Annotated in this window: 13 protein-coding genes; 7 read left to right on the top strand and 6 right to left on the bottom strand. The window is 40.9% G+C overall.

Translation table 11 applies throughout. The features are described from left to right. Nucleotides 1–10: 10 nt before the first annotated feature. The 5 genes from AAHJ11_RS02585 to AAHJ11_RS02565 all read right to left on the bottom strand — a co-directional run bounded on the left by AAHJ11_RS02585 (nucleotide 11) and on the right by AAHJ11_RS02565 (nucleotide 2682). The gene (locus AAHJ11_RS02585) at nucleotides 11–775 is read right to left on the bottom strand and encodes a thiamine pyrophosphate-dependent enzyme (RefSeq protein WP_005677852.1); all 765 of its coding nucleotides are present in this window, start codon (nucleotides 773–775) and stop codon (nucleotides 11–13) included. Between the two features lie 12 nt (nucleotides 776–787). Further along, nucleotides 788–961: a hypothetical protein gene (locus AAHJ11_RS02580; RefSeq protein ID WP_008999147.1), complete on the bottom strand. Its 174-nt coding sequence runs from the start codon at nucleotides 959–961 to the stop codon at nucleotides 788–790. A gap of 86 nt (nucleotides 962–1047) precedes the next feature. Then, complete coding sequence (locus AAHJ11_RS02575) at nucleotides 1048–2127, bottom strand: 3-methyl-2-oxobutanoate dehydrogenase subunit VorB (RefSeq protein WP_148366229.1); 1080 nt, start codon at nucleotides 2125–2127, stop codon at nucleotides 1048–1050. Nucleotides 2128–2138: 11 nt separating this feature from the next. Next, nucleotides 2139–2366, bottom strand: coding sequence for a ferredoxin family protein (locus AAHJ11_RS02570; protein ID WP_004297419.1), 228 nt, complete (start codon nucleotides 2364–2366; stop codon nucleotides 2139–2141). Between the two features lie 34 nt (nucleotides 2367–2400). After that, on the bottom strand, nucleotides 2401–2682 hold the full coding sequence (locus AAHJ11_RS02565; protein ID WP_008999149.1) for a tetratricopeptide repeat protein: 282 nt from the start codon (nucleotides 2680–2682) through the stop codon (nucleotides 2401–2403). 254 nt (nucleotides 2683–2936) lie between these two features. On the opposite strand from AAHJ11_RS02565, the gene AAHJ11_RS02560 reads away from it, so the two are divergent. From AAHJ11_RS02560 to AAHJ11_RS02530, 7 genes are all read left to right on the top strand, one after another. Further along, the gene (locus AAHJ11_RS02560) at nucleotides 2937–3485 is read left to right on the top strand and encodes an RNA polymerase sigma-70 factor (protein WP_148366231.1); all 549 of its coding nucleotides are present in this window, start codon (nucleotides 2937–2939) and stop codon (nucleotides 3483–3485) included. Between the two features lie 126 nt (nucleotides 3486–3611). Next, nucleotides 3612–4589: a FecR family protein gene (locus tag AAHJ11_RS02555; RefSeq protein WP_148366233.1), complete on the top strand. Its 978-nt coding sequence runs from the start codon at nucleotides 3612–3614 to the stop codon at nucleotides 4587–4589. A gap of 168 nt (nucleotides 4590–4757) precedes the next feature. Continuing rightward, nucleotides 4758–8084 carry a TonB-dependent receptor gene (locus AAHJ11_RS02550; RefSeq protein ID WP_148366235.1) on the top strand — a complete coding sequence of 1109 codons (3327 nt, stop codon included), beginning with the start codon at nucleotides 4758–4760 and terminating at the stop codon, nucleotides 8082–8084. 10 nt (nucleotides 8085–8094) lie between these two features. Beyond that, on the top strand, nucleotides 8095–9918 hold the full coding sequence (locus AAHJ11_RS02545; RefSeq protein ID WP_148366237.1) for a RagB/SusD family nutrient uptake outer membrane protein: 1824 nt from the start codon (nucleotides 8095–8097) through the stop codon (nucleotides 9916–9918). A 30-nt stretch (nucleotides 9919–9948) separates the two neighbouring features. After that, nucleotides 9949–11664 carry a DUF4979 domain-containing protein gene (locus AAHJ11_RS02540; protein WP_148366239.1) on the top strand — a complete coding sequence of 572 codons (1716 nt, stop codon included), beginning with the start codon at nucleotides 9949–9951 and terminating at the stop codon, nucleotides 11662–11664. Nucleotides 11665–11788: 124 nt separating this feature from the next. Further along, complete coding sequence (locus tag AAHJ11_RS02535) at nucleotides 11789–14050, top strand: alginate lyase family protein (RefSeq protein ID WP_297284693.1); 2262 nt, start codon at nucleotides 11789–11791, stop codon at nucleotides 14048–14050. Between the two features lie 17 nt (nucleotides 14051–14067). Continuing rightward, nucleotides 14068–16263, top strand: coding sequence for a GH92 family glycosyl hydrolase (locus tag AAHJ11_RS02530; protein WP_148366376.1), 2196 nt, complete (start codon nucleotides 14068–14070; stop codon nucleotides 16261–16263). Nucleotides 16264–16433: 170 nt separating this feature from the next. Here the strand turns inward: AAHJ11_RS02530 and AAHJ11_RS02525 are convergent, their stop codons facing one another. Then, a complete protein-coding gene (locus AAHJ11_RS02525) occupies nucleotides 16434–16871 on the bottom strand; it encodes a DUF6078 family protein (RefSeq protein WP_148366241.1) in 438 nt (145 codons plus the stop codon). Nucleotides 16872–16878 lie beyond the last annotated feature (7 nt).

The raw sequence follows: 16878 nt of genomic DNA, 5'->3' as shown, positions 1-16878 counted from the left end.
ACTTTTAGCGTTATTCTTTATCTTTTAAATCACCTAGCGGATAGAATGGGAACATGTGTTCTTCCATCCATTTGTTTGCTTTTTCGGGAGTCATCTTCCAGCCGGAGCTGCAAGTAGAAACGATTTCCACCAGGTTGGAACCTTTACCGCTCATGGAATTCTCAAACGCCTTACGGATTGCTTTCTTAGCTTTGCGGATAGCCGGTACGGATTGTACGGACTGGCGGGTTACGTAAGCGGTTCCTTCCAATTGGGCAGCGATTTCAGTAATCTTCAGCGGATAGCCATGAAGTTCCACGTCACGTCCGTAAGGACAAGTCGAACTCTTCATTCCTACCAGTGTAGTCGGGGCCATTTGACCACCTGTCATACCATAGATGGCATTGTTGATAAAGATAATCGTAATGTTTTCGCCACGGTTCAAAGCATGTATGGTTTCAGCTGTACCGATACAGGCCAAGTCACCGTCGCCTTGGTATGTAAATACGAGACGGTCCGGCCACAAGCGTTTGACAGCGGTTGCCACAGCAGGAGCGCGCCCGTGTGCTGCTTCTTGCCAGTCAATGTCCAGATAGTTATAGGCGAAAACCGCACATCCTACCGGAGAGATTCCCACTGTTTTATCTTCCATGCCCATTTCCTCTATTACTTCGGCAATGAGTTTGTGTACCACGCCGTGACTGCAGCCCGGACAGTAGTGCATGGCGTTATCGTTCATCAGAGTCGGTTTTTTGTAAACCAGATTCTCGGGTTTGATTATTTCTTCTTTAGTCATAACTTCTTCTCCTTATCTGTTGGTGAACCGTATAAAAAACTCCATCAGCTTGACAAAGATTGCCGCGCCGCATACGTAGATAAACATTTTGAAATCTTCTTTGGCTACAAAATAGATGATGATGGCTGCGACGGCCAATATCATAAAGAGGATATTCAGTACGTTTCTTATTTTATCGGGATTCATCGCTTTATTTACTATTTTTTATTTACGATTTACGATTAAGATTATTTTGCGACTTACCATAGTTACTTTAATCGTAAATCGTCTAATTACATTATTTTTTCTTCCAAGGCAGTTACAATTTCATCCGGGTCGGGCACAATACCGCCGAGGCGTCCGAAATGTTCTACCTTTATTTTACCGTTAACAGCCAGGCGGACATCTTCAATCATCTGTCCGGCATTCAGTTCCGTAACAAGCATGCCCTTTACTTTATCAGCATAAGAGGCAATTGCCTTTGTCGGGAATGGCCACAAGGTGATCGGACGCAGAATACCTACTTTGATACCCTTTTCACGAGCCAGTTCCATTGCTTTTTGGCCAATGCGTGCCATTGAACCAAAGGCGATGATCAGATATTCTGCATCTTCGCAGTTTATTTCTTCAAAACGTACTTCGTTTTCTTCGATTTTACGATACTTGGCCTGGAAGCGGAGGTTGTTGATTTCCATTGCTTCCGGTTTCAGTTCCAGAGAAGTGATAATGTTCGGTTTGCGGCCTTTCGCCTTTCCGGTAGTAGCCCATGGGCATTGTTCGATTACTTCCGCTTCCGTGCGGCGTGCTTTTTGAACAGGAAGAACTACTTTTTCCATCATCTGTCCGATCACACCATCAGCAAGAATAATAGCCGGATTACGGTATTTGAATGCCAATTCGAATCCCAGTGCTACGAAATCCGCCATTTCCTGTACGGATGCCGGTGCGAGTGCTATCAGTCTGTAGTCACCATGACCACCACCTTTTACAGTCTGGAAGTAGTCTGCCTGGCTCGGTTGGATGGTTCCCAGTCCGGGACCGCCACGCATCACGTTCACAATCAGACAAGGAAGTTCGGCACCTGCGATGTAAGAGATACCTTCCTGTTTCAGACTTACACCAGGACTTGAGGATGATGTCATAACCATTTTTCCACTACCTGCACCTCCATATACCATATTGATAGCTGCCACTTCACTTTCTGCCTGGAGTACTACCATGCCGGTTGTTTCCCACGGTTTCAGTTCGGCCAGCGTTTCCAACACTTCCGATTGGGGAGTAATAGGATATCCGAAGTATCCATCCGCACCGCAGCGGATAGCTGCATGGGCGATGGCTTCGTTTCCTTTCATTAATACAACTTCTTCTGCCATATTCTTTTCTTTTATTCTACTTTTACTTTATACACTGAAATACATCCGTCCGGACAAACCGTTGCACACGAGCTGCATCCGTTGCAGGTATCTTCTTTTACTTGCCAGGCATAGTTATAGCCTTTCATATTTACCTCTTTATTGAGGGCGATTACATCGAGCGGACATGCCACTACACACAGGTTGCATCCTTTGCAACGCTCCGTGTCGACTACGATTGCTCCTTTGATTTTTGCCATAATCTTTATTTTATTACGTTATCTTTGAGTTCGATTATTGATTAAACATATCTTTGTGGTAGAAATTGAGGATATCAATTGCCATTTTCCTGGCCTGAACGGCAGGGCTGTCCGGATTGAGCTCGATGGCATACTGGTAGTTGTCCAGTGCCCGCTTCCAATCTCCTTTTTTTCGGTAGGCATTTCCCCGTAAATAGTAAAGAGTATCTTTCTCTTTTTCGACAGAAGTGTCCTGGAGAAGCTGGTCCAATTGCTTAATCGCTGTGTCCACATCCCCCTGATTGATAAGCTCTTTTAGGTTGTCTATTTGCTCCATTTCTTTCGTCTTTCGGGATTCTGAAACGCAAAGATAGTTTTTATTTGTGTAAATGGGGCAAATGAAGACGGAAATTTACAACGTTTGGACTTTATTGTATATTCTATGAATATATAGTCAGGATGAAAGAAAAAACGGATCTCATCTTTTTTGTTTATAACGAGAATATATCTATTTTTGTCACCACCAACATGATTGGTTTTGTTTTCTCTGATGATGATTATTAATACACTTTGGCCTTGTAGAATACTGAAATGAAAGATGAACATGTGAATGATATAAATAATTATCAGAAACTGTATATGCAATATGCGCCCATGTTGTTGCGTTTTGCTGGGAAGTTTATTTCTCCTTTCTTTGCAGAAGATATTGTGCAGGATGTATTTCTTAGAATATGGGATAAACAAGTTTTTCTGTTATCTGAATCAGAGGTTAAAAATATATTGTTTGTTGCTGTCCGGAATGCCTGTATCGATCATTTGCGTCGTATTAGTCTCGAACAGGAGTTTGCCGATAAGCGTGCTATCCAGCTCAAATTAGATGAGTTGAGCTTTTACGACGGTGCTGATGAGTTATTTATGAGGAAAGACTTGATAGCACATGTGATGGCGAAAATAAATGAATTGCCCGAAAAAAGACGCGAGATCTTCTTGTTGTCATATATGGAGGGACTTAAGGCAGCAGAGATTGCTGAAAGATTGAATTTATCCACGCGAACAGTAGAGAATCAATTATATAGAACATTGCTTTTCTTGCGAAAGGAACTTCAGACGGCTTTTGTCTATTTATTTATGTTCGTATAGCCTGCATGAATTCTCGTTTTCCATCACGTAGAAAAATATAATTAAAAAAAATAAAGAAGTCGGTGAGTAGTTTTTGCCGATGGTTCGTTACATATATAAAAACAGGTAAATATTATCTATTTATATATGGAAAACATGATTTCAGATTTGATAATAGGGTTTTTAAAAGGTTCGTTGAATGAGAAAGAGATCAATCAGTTTTATGATTGGGTGAATGAAACACCTGAAAATAAAAAGATTTTTTTCGAAGCGAAGATGGTCTATGATGCTTGCTTGTTTAAAGGAAGCGATATTGATATGGATAAGAGCTGGCAACGTTTATTGGAAAAGAAACAGAAGCAGACTCCAAAGAAAATATACACTCTTTTCCGGAGAATTCAGACTTATGCGGCAGTCGCTGTTATCGCCATCGCCCTTACTTCTACTATCTTCTTGATGTTAAATACTACTTCTCCTGCTCCGATAGCCGAATATGTGAGTGGTGATGGAATTGTTGCTGATAAGATAATACTGTCAGACGGTACACAGGTGAGCATGGGCAGTCAGTCGAAATTCCGTTATGATCCTCATTATGGAAAAGATAAACGTGTGGTTTATTTGGAGGGAGAAGCATTCTTTGATGTAGCCAAGCAAAAAAGTAAACCTTTCATCGTGGTTGTGAATGGGCAGGAGATAGAAGCTTTAGGCACCAAATTCAATGTGGAAGCTTATCCGTCGGATTCTGTTGCTGTTACTACTTTATTGGAGGGCTCCATTCGTTTGACTAGTGAAAATATAAATACTCCGGTTGTTTTAAGACCCAATCAACAATATGTCTACAATAAAGATAAAGGAACTTATAAAGTAGATAAAGTAGAAGCTTCTCTTTATACATCATGGATTTCCGGTTATTATTATTTTCATGAAGAAAGTTTAGACGGAATATTGAACAGGCTGGGACATATTTACGGAGTCGATTTCCGGGTTCAGTCGGATAACTTGAAAGGACGTAAATTTACCGGAACCTTCTATCGGGGACAAAGCATTAAGGATATTCTGGATGTGATAAATGTCTCAATTCCAATTCAATATCAGGTAAATAAGCAACATGTGATTATAAATTGAATAACTAATCTAAATTAAGAACGACAGAATGAATAGCAGTTAACCTTATATAATAAGAAAGAGAGAAGAAAATTTTGGCCGATTTTCTTCTCTCCGAGATGTTTGCATCTCAAAAAATTAAACTTCCTCTTGAATGGAATAGTGTTTAATCTTAAAACTTACAAATGTATGAATAAACAGTCTATGACTTACGGGTATCCCCCAAAAAGAAGCATAAAAAACATAAAAATAACTTTTACCGTTTTGTTGTTATTTATTTTGCAGCTCACAACAAGCAATATTTATGCGCAGGATAAAAAAGTATCCATATCGGTAAAGAATGAAAATCTGGAGAATGTAATAAGAATGGTTGAGAAACAGACGGATTATCTGTTCTTTTACAATTCAGATGAAATCAATAGGAAACAAAAAATAACAATCGATAAAAGAAACAGCACATTAAAAGATGTACTTGAAGTAATTACCGCTAAAGCCAATTTATCATATACCATTAAAGGTCGTCATATCATTCTGACGCAAAAGGTTGAAAAGACTGCTGTGGGTGGAAGTGCTTCAGCCAAGCCGTCGGAGAGAACAGTGACGGGTATAGTAAAAGATGAAACGGATTTCCCAGTTGTGGGGGCAAATATTGTGATACCCAAGACGAAGAAAGGAGTCATTACAGATATAAATGGAGCTTTTTCCTTGAATGTAACTCCCGGAGATGTAATTGAAATTTCCTATTTGGGATATATGACACAGGAAATTAAGGTGACAGATCAGAAGTCACTGAATATTGTGTTGCGGGAGAATGCAAAAGCCTTGAGTGAAGTGGTGGTTGTGGGATATGGAGCTGTGAAGAAATCTGATTTGACAGGTTCTGTAGCTTCCGTGTCCAATGCAAATCTGGTAAGGGGAGGCAATACAAACTCTGCCGGTGCTTTGCAGGGTGAACTTTCCGGAGTGACGATTGTACGTTCCAATAACAAACCGGGTGGAGGGTATGATATCAAAATCCGTGGTATTAATTCTATAACAGCTTCTTCCTCTCCGTTGATTGTCATTGACGGAGTGCCGGGTGGAAATCTGGACTTTGTGAATCCGGATGATATTGAAAAGATAGATGTGTTGAAAGATGCGTCTGCAACAGCTATTTATGGATCCAGTGGTGCCAATGGAGTTATCATTGTTACAACTAAGAGAGGCCAGACCGGTAAACCCAAGATTTCGTATAATGGCTATGTGGGGTTTAGAACATATACTAACCTGCCGGATATGATGTCCGGAGATGAATATGTACAGCTTGCCAGAGAAGCAACTCGTGGCGGGGCTCCCAATTATGTTTATAAAAGAGACGAGCAGATATTTACAGATCCCTCCGAACTTCAGGCGGTAAAAGATGGTAACTATTATGATTGGTTGGATGCTATTTCCGATCCTGCTTTTATAACCAACCATAGCCTGTCGGCAGTAGGAGGTACGGAAGCTGTAAAATATGGTTTCTCCGGTGGATACTATTATGAAGATGGTATGATTCAGCCACAAGAATATACGCGTTATAATTTGCGTTCAGTGGTAGATATAACTATCAACAAACATGTGTCTTTTGGTGGAAGTATGTATGCTACTCACAGTATTCGTGAAAAAGGTAACTGGGACTTATTGCGGGATGTATTCCGTATGCGTCCTACACAACATCCGAACAGTTTGGTGACAGGTGAAGAAATCTGGAAGTATTCGAGTAATAATCTTTTCAATCCTCTGATTACTTCAAAGAATCAGCGTTCGCAAGTGAAAAGTTTAAATCTTCAAAGTAACATCTATCTGAAAATAACTCCTATTGAAAATTTAGAGTTGACTTCTTCCTTTTCTCCGTATTTCACGCAGACATCTATGGGCGATTATATCGGAGTATGGACTAAAGCGCAGCAAGGTACGGCCAAAGGAGCAATTGCTAATGCTACAAAGGATAATTCGTTGAGTTGGATCTGGGATAACATTATAAATTATACTTGGAAGAAGGCGATACATTCCATTACTGCTACCGGAGTTTTTTCTGCACAGAAATATCAGTATGACAGATTATATGGGGCGACAAAAGACCTGTCATATAATTCGTTGTGGTATAATTTGAATGGAGGAGAAATTACAGGATTAAGTTCTAATTTCAATCAGTGGACTATGATGTCTTACGTCGGTAGAGTCAACTACGGGCTTTTAGACAGATATTTGTTGACGGCTAGTTTGCGTTATGATGGTTCATCTAGGTTGGCTGACGGTCATAAATGGGCGCTGTTTCCTTCAGTGGCTGTTGCATGGAGAATTACAGAAGAAAGCTTTGTCAAAGATTCGAAGTGGCTGTCTAATCTAAAACTGCGTTTGAGTTATGGACAGGCAGGTAATGCCAATTCTGTTTCCCCTTACGCTTCTGAAGGGAACATTTCGGGTTCTGTTTATTATCCTTTCGGTACTTCTACTTCTGTAGGTAATCTTCCCGCTAATATAGCTAATCCCTTATTGACATGGGAGCGTACTTCCGAATATAATGTTGGATTTGACTTCGGCTTTTTAGGTCAGTGTATTTCCGGTAATATTGAATATTATAACCGGACAACGAATGATTTATTGATGGGGCGTAATATTCCGGTTCATTTAGGTTACTCATCGGTAGTTTCCAATGTGGGTTCAGTGAGAAACAGCGGATTTGAATTACAGCTAAATACGGTAAATATTGCATCGAAGAACTTTACATGGAATACGACCATTAATTTAGCTTACAATAAAAATGAGATTGTAAGTCTTGCCGATGAAGAAGATTTGAGTAACTATTCTGTGAATCTGAAAGGAATGAGAGGCCGTTATTCGGATAAAAGATTTATCGGTAAGCCTGTAGATACTAACTGGAATCAGAATACGATTGGTGTGTGGCAGTTGGGAGAAGAAGAGGAAGCTGCGAAATATGGGTGTGTACCGGGTAATTTCAAGATTAAAGACTATAATAATGACGGAAAACTTACTGATGACGATTATATCATAGATGGTAAACGAACTCCGGATTGGACGGGAGGTATGACGAATATGTTTAAATACCGTGATTTTGATTTATCTTTCCACATGTATTTCCAGTTAGGCGCTACTCAATACGACCGTTTCTTTGAAAACTTTGCATTGGAATGGAACAGTCAGAACTTTAATAATTTGCGGACAAACTACTGGACACCGGAGAACCCTTCCAATACAATGGGGCGACCTTCACAAATGGGTTCCAGAGGTAATATTGCTTATGAAAAGACCGATTTCCTGAAAGTATCCTATGTCACATTGGGATATTCGCTGAGTAAGAAACTACTGTCAAAATGGGGGTTAAGCAATGCCCGTATCTATGTGACAGTACAGAATCCTCTCATCCTGACGAAATTCAGGGGACTCGATCCGGAACAGCCGGATATAACAAATATCGGAGATACGGATGGTATGACTAAGAATACGCTATTAGGTGTTAATGTTTCATTTTAAAAACAGATTTATGAAAAACAAAAAATATTTGAAATATGTCCTTTTATCATTAACTATAAGTATAGGGATGAGTTCTTGTTCTGATTTTTTGGATGAAGTGAATTATTCCAGTCAATCAGCGGATAAATATTATCAGACTAAAAGTGGATATGAAAGTTTGATTGTAGGGTGTTATTCAAACTTGAAGAATATTTATAATAATACGAACTTTCAGATTTTCACTCAACAGGGGACAGATGTGTTTACACAGAATTATCCGACGGAAATTACTCCGATGAACCAGTACACCACTACTTATCAGTCGAGTAATGGTACGGTTTATTCCATGTGGAGCTCTTATTATAATGCTTTGAAGAATGTGAATGCTGCTATCGACCGTTCGGAGAATGTGATTCTACGGACAGATGATCCGGATGGCATGGAACCGAACACTCTCGCGCAACGAGTAGCGGAGGCTAAGGCATTGCGGGCATGGTACTTATTAGAGATTATTAGAAACTGGGGAAAGGCCCCGTTGGAAATACATGAAGCGAAAGAACCTTCTTATACCGTTGAGTATGCGGATGGTGCCGCTTTTTATAAGCAAATATTTGAAGATCTGGAGGCAGCAATCGCAGTGCTTCCTTATCGGCAGACGGGTTCCAGCTATGGCCGTATGTCTAAAGCTGCAGCCAAACATATCCGGGCATTAGCTTATCTGACACGTGGATATGAAGATTATGCAGATGCTAAAGATTTTGAGAATGCTTTTAAAGATGCGGAAGATGTCTATCTTAATTCAGGACACAAATTATTGGACGATTATGCTATGGTACATCGTCAGTCGAACGAAATGAATGACGAGATTGTTTTTGCGATTGGTTTTGCTGATGCGGCGAACTATAATACGAATATCTGGAATCAGTGGTTTATGATGCCATATTCTATCGGCGGTTGGTTAGGATTAGGGAAAGATAGCTATTATGGTAATGCCAGTGCGCATGTAAAAGCAATTCCTACTAAATATGCTTATCTCATGTATGACTGGCAGAAAGACAGACGCCCATCAGTCACTTATATGAGTCCGCTGAATGGAGACAAGAATACTTCTGTGGATGGAAAAGACGCTGGCAAAAACTGGTTTCAGTGTACTACTCCTGTGGATGGAGTTTTTGCAAAAGGTGATAAGATTATCTACTTCCCGGTTCCTACCGATCCGGAATATAAGGTATGGTCTGCTTCAGATAAAGATAAGGTAAGATACAAGGTCTTTAATTTCCCGGCTGGCGACGCGAGCGATATGTCCGATGACGATTATTATAAGTATGCTTATCAGACGACAAATTCAACATCTCGTACTTTCCTTCCTATTTGGAAATTCAAAGATGGAAATACAGAGTTTAAAGAGGATGAATCGGGGTCCGGCACACGTGATATTTATCTGTTCCGTCTGGCAGAAACCTGTCTGATAGCAGCAGAAGCGGCAGTTATGAATAATGATAATGACAATGCGATCAAATATATTAATTATGTTGCTTCACGTGCGGCCAAGAATGCTCCGGTTGCAGGTCTTACAGGCTATAGCGGGACTGTAACATTAGATGATATACTTGATGAGAGGGCGAAGGAATTATTAGGCGAAGGATCACGTTGGAATGATTTGCAGCGTACTCGTAAATTGGCAGAACGTGTGTTGAAATATAACTGGGATGTATCTAATATTCATGGTGGTACAATCAAGACTACTCTGACAGAAGAGTCTTTTAAGAATAAATTTATTCTGCGCCCTATTCCTTTGCAATGGTTAAATTCTTTATCCAATGGAAGTGAATTGGGAAATAATCCCGGTTGGTAACCGAATGTTGAATTTTAAAACGAAACTTATATGAAACTAAGATATATTTTACCGATACTATTTTTATTGTTTGCTTTTGTTTCATGTCAGGAAGATAATACGCCTCCACCGGCTAATCCGAATCCGAATTATACGGAAACGGGCCCTTCTATGGACTTTGTCCACCCGGGAATCCTGCATACGACAAGTAGCTTGAACCGGATGAAAAACTTTGTGATGGGCAATGTTTCTCCGGCTATAGACTGCTATAGGAAACTTGAATCAAACCGTTTGGCTTCTTCCAGCTATGCAATACAAGGTCCTTTCACTGTCATTGCACGTGATGGAATTAATGCAAGTACTAAAACGCCTAGTGAAGAAGATCATAAGGCAGCCTATTTGAATGCGGTTATGTGGTGCTTGACAGGGAACGAAGCACATGCAAAGAAAACGATAGAGATATTGAATGCCTACGCCGGGACATTGCGTGAGATAGGTCCTGATGCCAATGACGACCCTTTATGCGCTTCTTTGCAAGGATTTCTTTTAGTAAATGCAGCCGAACTGATTCGATATACCTATGAACCTGTATCTCAAACGGATATTGATGCTTGGGAGAAGATGTTCCGTAATGTATTTATTCCGGTTTTGAGGGAGTTTTTTGCCAAACCGGCTTATACGAATGGCAACTGGGGTACTGCTGCTATCAAAGCTTTTATGGGATTCGGTGTTTTCTTGGATGATGAAAGTTTATATAATGAAGCTGTTGACTTTTTCTATAATGGTAATGACAATGGTAGTTTGACAAACTATATCAGTGAAACCGGACAGTGTCAGGAGAGCGGACGTGACCAGAATCATACGATGTTAGGATTGGGACATTTGGCGGAAGCGTGTGAAATTGCTTATAATCAGAAAAACGAAACGCTCTATAGCGCCTCGGAAAATAGATTGTTGACGGGTTATGAATATACAGCTAAATATAATCTCGGATATAATGATGTTCCTTTTGTCACCTGGCAGGATGTTACCGGACGATATTCAAACTGGACGGTCATCTCTACGGCAGACAGAGGTAGCTTCCGTCCCGTGTTTGAGATAGCCTACAATCATTATGTGACTCGTAAAGGCTTGAAGATGCCGTATACCCAGCAGGTGATATCCAGAATTTCTCCGGAAGGGGAGGCACAATGGTGTGACCATCCGGGATATGGAACGCTACTGTTCCGTTCGGAAAGTGGAATGCCGCCAAGTGAAGGAGCTGTTGACGGTAAGGGTACAGATTGGAAGGTTGTGACTAATAATGCGACTGGCAAAGCCGAAGGCGATGATTACATTGTAACACCTTCTTTGCAAGGTAACGGAAAGTATAGAGGTGATGTGAAGCGAGGACAACTGGCATTGCATATCGGTAATTATCCAATTCTTGCAGTTGTGATAAAAGGACTGCCGGCTACCCGTGCGTTTACGTTCGACTCTTCCGAATATGGATATTATAAAAATAGTGTAGGCAACCAATGGGGACAGAATACAGCATCAAGTATTGAAAAAGACTATGGAACGGTCTACTATTGGAATTTTAGCGAAGGAAACTTCTTTAAAGATGATAAGAATGTATATCTGTCCACAGATAAATCATTCAATATAACTATTACCTTGAAGATTGCCGATCTTGTTTATCCGGATGGAGTATCACCTTATACTATCAAATGGATGAAAGCATTTAGAAATGTTGATGAACTGAACAGTTATCTGGAAGAGAATTAATCTCCTTCCGTTTTTAAGGTAGAAAGAAGACAATGTAATTATGGTCAGCCCTTTTTGACAGGGCTGATTATAATTGCATGGTCATATACACATCCATTTAAATAATAGGTAAATAGATATGAACCTGATAAAGAAAAGAATATTCTCTTTGTGGGCTAGTCTGTGTATTCTGTGTGCAGTCAATGCACAAGAGACAGAACTGACCTACTGTAATAAGCAGATACATAAAACATTGCAAGCAATTGGAGCTTCCTCTAAAATTCCGAGATCCATGGATGCTTATAAGTTGCATTGGAATATGGTGAGTGTCGATGATTGGACGAGTGGTTTTTTTCCGGGAGTTTTATGGTATGATTACGAATATAGCCGGGAACCGGAGATAAAAGAAAAAGCCGTTTATTTCACCAGACTGTTAGAACCTTTATCCCATAAAGTTACCAGTCATGATCTGGGATTCCAGATATTCTGTAGTTATGGCAATGCCTACCGTCTGACAAAGGATAAATATTATAAGGACGTTATTCTCAAAAGTGCGGAAGAACTGTCCCAACTGTATAATTCCAGGGTTGGGACTATTCTGTCATGGCCGTGGAAAGTTGCGGAAAATGGTTGGCCGCACAATACAATCATAGACAATATGATGAATCTGGAATTATTATTCTGGGCGTCAAAAAATGGAGGAGGTAAAAAGTATTATGATATGGCATTGTCACATGCTCGTGTAACTAAAGAAAATCACTTTCGTCAAGACGGCTCTTGCTATCATGTGGCCGTTTATGATACCATATCCGGCAAGCTTATAAAAGGAATCACTCACCAGGGATATAGTGACCGTTCCATGTGGGCACGCGGACAGGCATGGGCTATTTATGGCTATACGATGGTGTATCGTGAAACCCGTGATAAGGATTTCTTGCGATTTGCAGAAAAGGTGGCCGATCTTTATATCAGTCGTTTGCCGGCCGACCTGATTCCATTCTGGGATTTTGATGCACCTGATATTCCGGCAATACCCAAAGATGCTTCGGCTGCTGCGGTAACAGCGTCCGCCTTATTGGAACTGTCAACATTGGAAGACGATCCGGAACGATCCGAACGATATTATGCATTAGCAAAAGAAATGCTTCATAGCTTATCTTCAGAGCACTATCAGAGTAGAAAGAAGAACTCTTCCTTTCTATTACATTCTACCGGGCATTATCCTGCCGGGGAAGAAATAGATGCTTCTATCATTTATGCCGATTATTACTATATAGAAGCACTTATGAGGTGGAAGAAAATAGAAGCAAAACAAGCTCTGTCACAAGAGAATAAATTTATCCATCCGGGTATTCTACATACCCGGGAGAGCCTGGAGCGAATCAGACATTATGTAGACCAGAAGATAAATCCGGCTTATCAGTCTTATTTATTGTTGCAGGCCGATCCTTGTGCTTCATCCGATTATCAGCTTCAGGGACCTTTTGAGGTTATAGCCCGCTTGGGAGTGAACAGCTATACAAAAAGACCGAGCGAAGATGACCATAAAGCAGCTTATTTGAATGCTCTGATGTGGACGATTACAGGAAAGGAAGCCCATGCCCGCAAATCAATCGAAATATTGAATGCGTATAGCGCTGTATTAAGACTGATTGGCCCCAATGATAATGATGATCCCCTGTGTGCTTCTTTACAAGGAAGTATGTTAGCCAATGCAGCCGAACTTATCAAGCATACGTATGACAAGGTTGAAAAGAAAGATATTGCAAGCTGGGAGCACATGTTGCGTACGGTATTTATTCCGGTTCTGGATACCTTTTTCAAAGCCAAGCCTTATACAAACGGAAACTGGGGAGCCGCTGCAACGAAAGCATATATGGCTTTTGGCATTTTCTTGGATGATGAATCTTTGTATAATCAGGCTGTTGACTTCTACTATAATGGTCACGATAATGGTACAATTAAAAATTATATCAGTGAAAGCGGGCAGTGCCAGGAGAGTGGACGCGATCAGGACCACGTGATGTTCGGATTGGGTAATCTGTCTGAAGTTTGCGAAACAGGCTATAATCAAGGTGATGAAAAGATGTATGCCGCACTTGACAACCGTTTGCTGACCGGCTACGAATATACGGTAAAGTATAATCTGGGAGAATCGGTTCCTTTCAAAGTCTGGACGGATATATCAGGACGTTATTGCGATTGGCAAGTGATTTCGGAGAAAGAACGAGGAGCTTTTCGCCCGATATTTGAGATTGTATACAACCACTATGTCACCCGCAAGGGGTTGGATATGCCCTATACCCGGCGTGTAATGTCTAAAATCTCGATTGAGGGGGGCTCTAAATGGTGTGATGGTCCCGGATATGGAACATTACTTTTCAGGACACAAATGAATGAAAAATGAACAATAAACAAATGAAGATGACAATAAAGATCCCCATCCTATTATTAAATATAGTTGGAGGACTATTAGTGTTGAGTTGTACTACACAACCCAAAGTAAATACCGATTATTCGGTATATGTGAATCCGTTTATAGGCAATGCGGATAACGGACATACTTTTCCGGGAGCATGTGTTCCTTTCGGTATGATTCAGGCGAGCCCGGAAACGGGAAATGATGCCTGGAAGTATTGCAGCGGATATAATTTTGCGGATGATTCTATCATCGGCTTTGCCCAGACTCATTTAAGCGGAACGGGATGTCCTGATTTGGGTGATATCCTCTTACTACCTTTCAGTGGGAAGATCGAAAATAATGTCTATAAAGGTAAGTTTGATAAAAGGTCAGAAAAGGCTTCTCCCGGATATTATGCCGTTCACCTGACAGATTTTGATGTGGATGTCGAACTGACTTCTACCCAACGGACAGCTTTTCATCGTTACGTTTATCATTCGGATGCACCATCCGGATTGCTGATAGACTTGCAGAGTGGAGTCGTATGGGATCGGGAATGGCTTAAAAAACATGTATTGTATGCTGATATGGATCTGCCGGATAACCATACCATCACCGGACATCAGATGGTAGAGAACTGGGTGAAACGTTCCTATTATTATGTGATTTCTTTTGATAAACCATATACGGTAAAGGATACCTTATCTTCTGTTGATCCGGAGAAAGGGAAACGTCTTCTGTTGGATTTCAATCTGGCGAAAGGGGATACCTTGCAAGTGAAAATAGCACTTTCAACGGTAGGAGTAGAGGGTGCCATTGCAGCTTTGGAAAAAGAAAATCCGGCATGGAATTTTGAGGGAATCCGTACGGAGGCACATAACCAATGGAATCAACTATTCTCTAGGGTGAAAGTTACGGGAAGTGATGCACAGAAAACCAACTTTTATACATCGCTCTATCATCTGTTTATCCAACCTAACAACATTGCTGATATAGACGGTCGTTATCGTGGAGCCAATGATAGTATATATACTTCGAAGACGGGTAGTTATTATTCTACTTTGTCTTTGTGGGACACTTACAGGGCAGCTCACCCCTTATATACGATTCTATGTCCGGAAAAGGTGGATGGTATGATCCAGAGTATGCTTGACCATTATAAAATACAAGGATATCTGCCGATATGGACTTTGTGGGGAAAGGAGAGTTATTGTATGATAGGGAATCATGCCATTCCTGTCATAGTGGATGCCTATCTGAAAGGTTTCCGCGGATTTGAACCGAAAGAGGCCTATGCTGCTATTCGTGGTACTTCAACCGTTAGTCATCAGCATTCCGACTGGGAGATTTATGATCAATACGGATATTATCCTTTCGACCTTATCCCGAAAGAATCTGTTTCCCGGACACTGGAATCGGGATATGATGATTTTTGTGTGGCTCAAATGGCTAAAGCGATGGGGAATGATGAAGATTATGATTATTTCTCCAAACGCTCTTCCTATTATAAGAATTTGCTGGACCCTTCAACAACCATGATGAGAGGGAAAGATTCAAAAGGGAACTGGCGTACTCCTTTTAACACCTTGTTATTGTCCCATGCTGCCACTTCCGGCGGAGATTATACGGAGGGGAATGCCTGGCAATATACCTGGCACGTACAACATGACGTGGAAGGGCTAATCGAACTACTCGGAGGTAAGGAGGAGTTTGCCAATAAACTGGACTCTTTATTTTTCTTGGAATCATCTAAAGAGAATACAGGATTCACCCAAGATGTAACGGGGCTTATCGGACAGTATGCACACGGCAATGAGCCAAGCCATCATGTGGCTTATTTATATAACTATGTGGGACAACCTCATAAAACACAGCAACTCATTCGTGAGATTTTTGACCGTTTCTATCTGTCCAAACCGGATGGATTGTGCGGAAATGACGATTGCGGTCAAATGTCTGCATGGTATATCTTCTCTGCAATGGGATTTTATCCGGTGAATCCGATTGGAGGAGAGTATATATTGGGAGCACCGCAGATAGAAGAAGTCACCATTTCATTACCGGATAATAAAACATTCACGGTACAGGCAAAGGGCTTATCGGATGAGAATAAGTATGTGCAGTCGGTAACGCTGAATGGCAAACCTGTTGAGAATTTCAGAATATATCATTCGGATATTATGAAAGGAGGGGAATTGGTATTTGTGATGACTAATTAATATTGAATGGTTACATGATTGGTAATTAAGATTATACCTTTTGGGAAGTTTCCCATAATGTAATACTTGTTTCCCCGTAAGACAACAGTTGTTCCCCCATAGGGGAAACTATGGTTTGCCTACGGGGAAACAACTGTTGTCTTACGGGGAACTTCTTTTGTCCTTGGTGATTACCAACTGTACTCTTCGGTGTAGTCATCATAAACGGGCTCTTCCTTTATTCCATATTGCAGGAACAAATTGCGGATATATGCCTGTTCGGTGGGAGTAATGTAGCGTTCGCCCCGGAAGCAACAATAATAATGCGATTTTCCGTAATAGGCAAGCAAGTTGTAGCGAAGGCTATAAGCAGTTTTATATGGTACGTTATCAAGCAGATGTTTCATTCCCCATGCCATCCGTAATTTTCGGGAACTGACGAAGAAGGGGCATTTTGCAGCATCCTGCGAAACACTAGCAAGATTGACGATGCTGAAGTAGTGAGTCTCGGGTGTGGTTTGTAACAGGGCAAGACGACGGAGGCAGGAATTAGCTTGCTTACATTTTTCGTTGAGGCAGCGGGCGAATGAATCGGGGACCGGTTTGTTTTTCTTTTGTGGGTTACGCATGATGATA

Origin of the sequence: Bacteroides sp. 90-K9/2 (assembly GCF_047310725.1) — a bacterium.
Taxonomy (GTDB): domain Bacteria; phylum Bacteroidota; class Bacteroidia; order Bacteroidales; family Bacteroidaceae; genus Bacteroides; species Bacteroides vicugnae.
Note: the sequence above shows the minus strand (reverse complement) of the source record. Positions and strands in the feature narration are given on the sequence as shown.

Excerpts from the sequence above, each read along its gene's own strand:
- AAHJ11_RS02570 (WP_004297419.1), bottom strand. The coding sequence starts at position 2,366 with ATGGCAAAAATCAAAGGAGCAATCGTAGTCGACACGGAGCGTTGCAAA.
- AAHJ11_RS02555 (WP_148366233.1), top strand. The coding sequence starts at position 3,612 with ATGGAAAACATGATTTCAGATTTGATAATAGGGTTTTTAAAAGGTTCG.
- AAHJ11_RS02550 (WP_148366235.1), top strand. The coding sequence starts at position 4,758 with ATGAATAAACAGTCTATGACTTACGGGTATCCCCCAAAAAGAAGCATA.
- AAHJ11_RS02580 (WP_008999147.1), bottom strand. The coding sequence starts at position 961 with ATGAATCCCGATAAAATAAGAAACGTACTGAATATCCTCTTTATGATA.
- AAHJ11_RS02545 (WP_148366237.1), top strand. The coding sequence starts at position 8,095 with ATGAAAAACAAAAAATATTTGAAATATGTCCTTTTATCATTAACTATA.
- AAHJ11_RS02565 (WP_008999149.1), bottom strand. The coding sequence starts at position 2,682 with ATGGAGCAAATAGACAACCTAAAAGAGCTTATCAATCAGGGGGATGTG.
- AAHJ11_RS02540 (WP_148366239.1), top strand. The coding sequence starts at position 9,949 with ATGAAACTAAGATATATTTTACCGATACTATTTTTATTGTTTGCTTTT.
- AAHJ11_RS02585 (WP_005677852.1), bottom strand. The coding sequence starts at position 775 with ATGACTAAAGAAGAAATAATCAAACCCGAGAATCTGGTTTACAAAAAA.
- AAHJ11_RS02575 (WP_148366229.1), bottom strand. The coding sequence starts at position 2,127 with ATGGCAGAAGAAGTTGTATTAATGAAAGGAAACGAAGCCATCGCCCAT.
- AAHJ11_RS02525 (WP_148366241.1), bottom strand. The coding sequence starts at position 16,871 with ATGCGTAACCCACAAAAGAAAAACAAACCGGTCCCCGATTCATTCGCC.
- AAHJ11_RS02560 (WP_148366231.1), top strand. The coding sequence starts at position 2,937 with ATGAAAGATGAACATGTGAATGATATAAATAATTATCAGAAACTGTAT.
- AAHJ11_RS02530 (WP_148366376.1), top strand. The coding sequence starts at position 14,068 with ATGACAATAAAGATCCCCATCCTATTATTAAATATAGTTGGAGGACTA.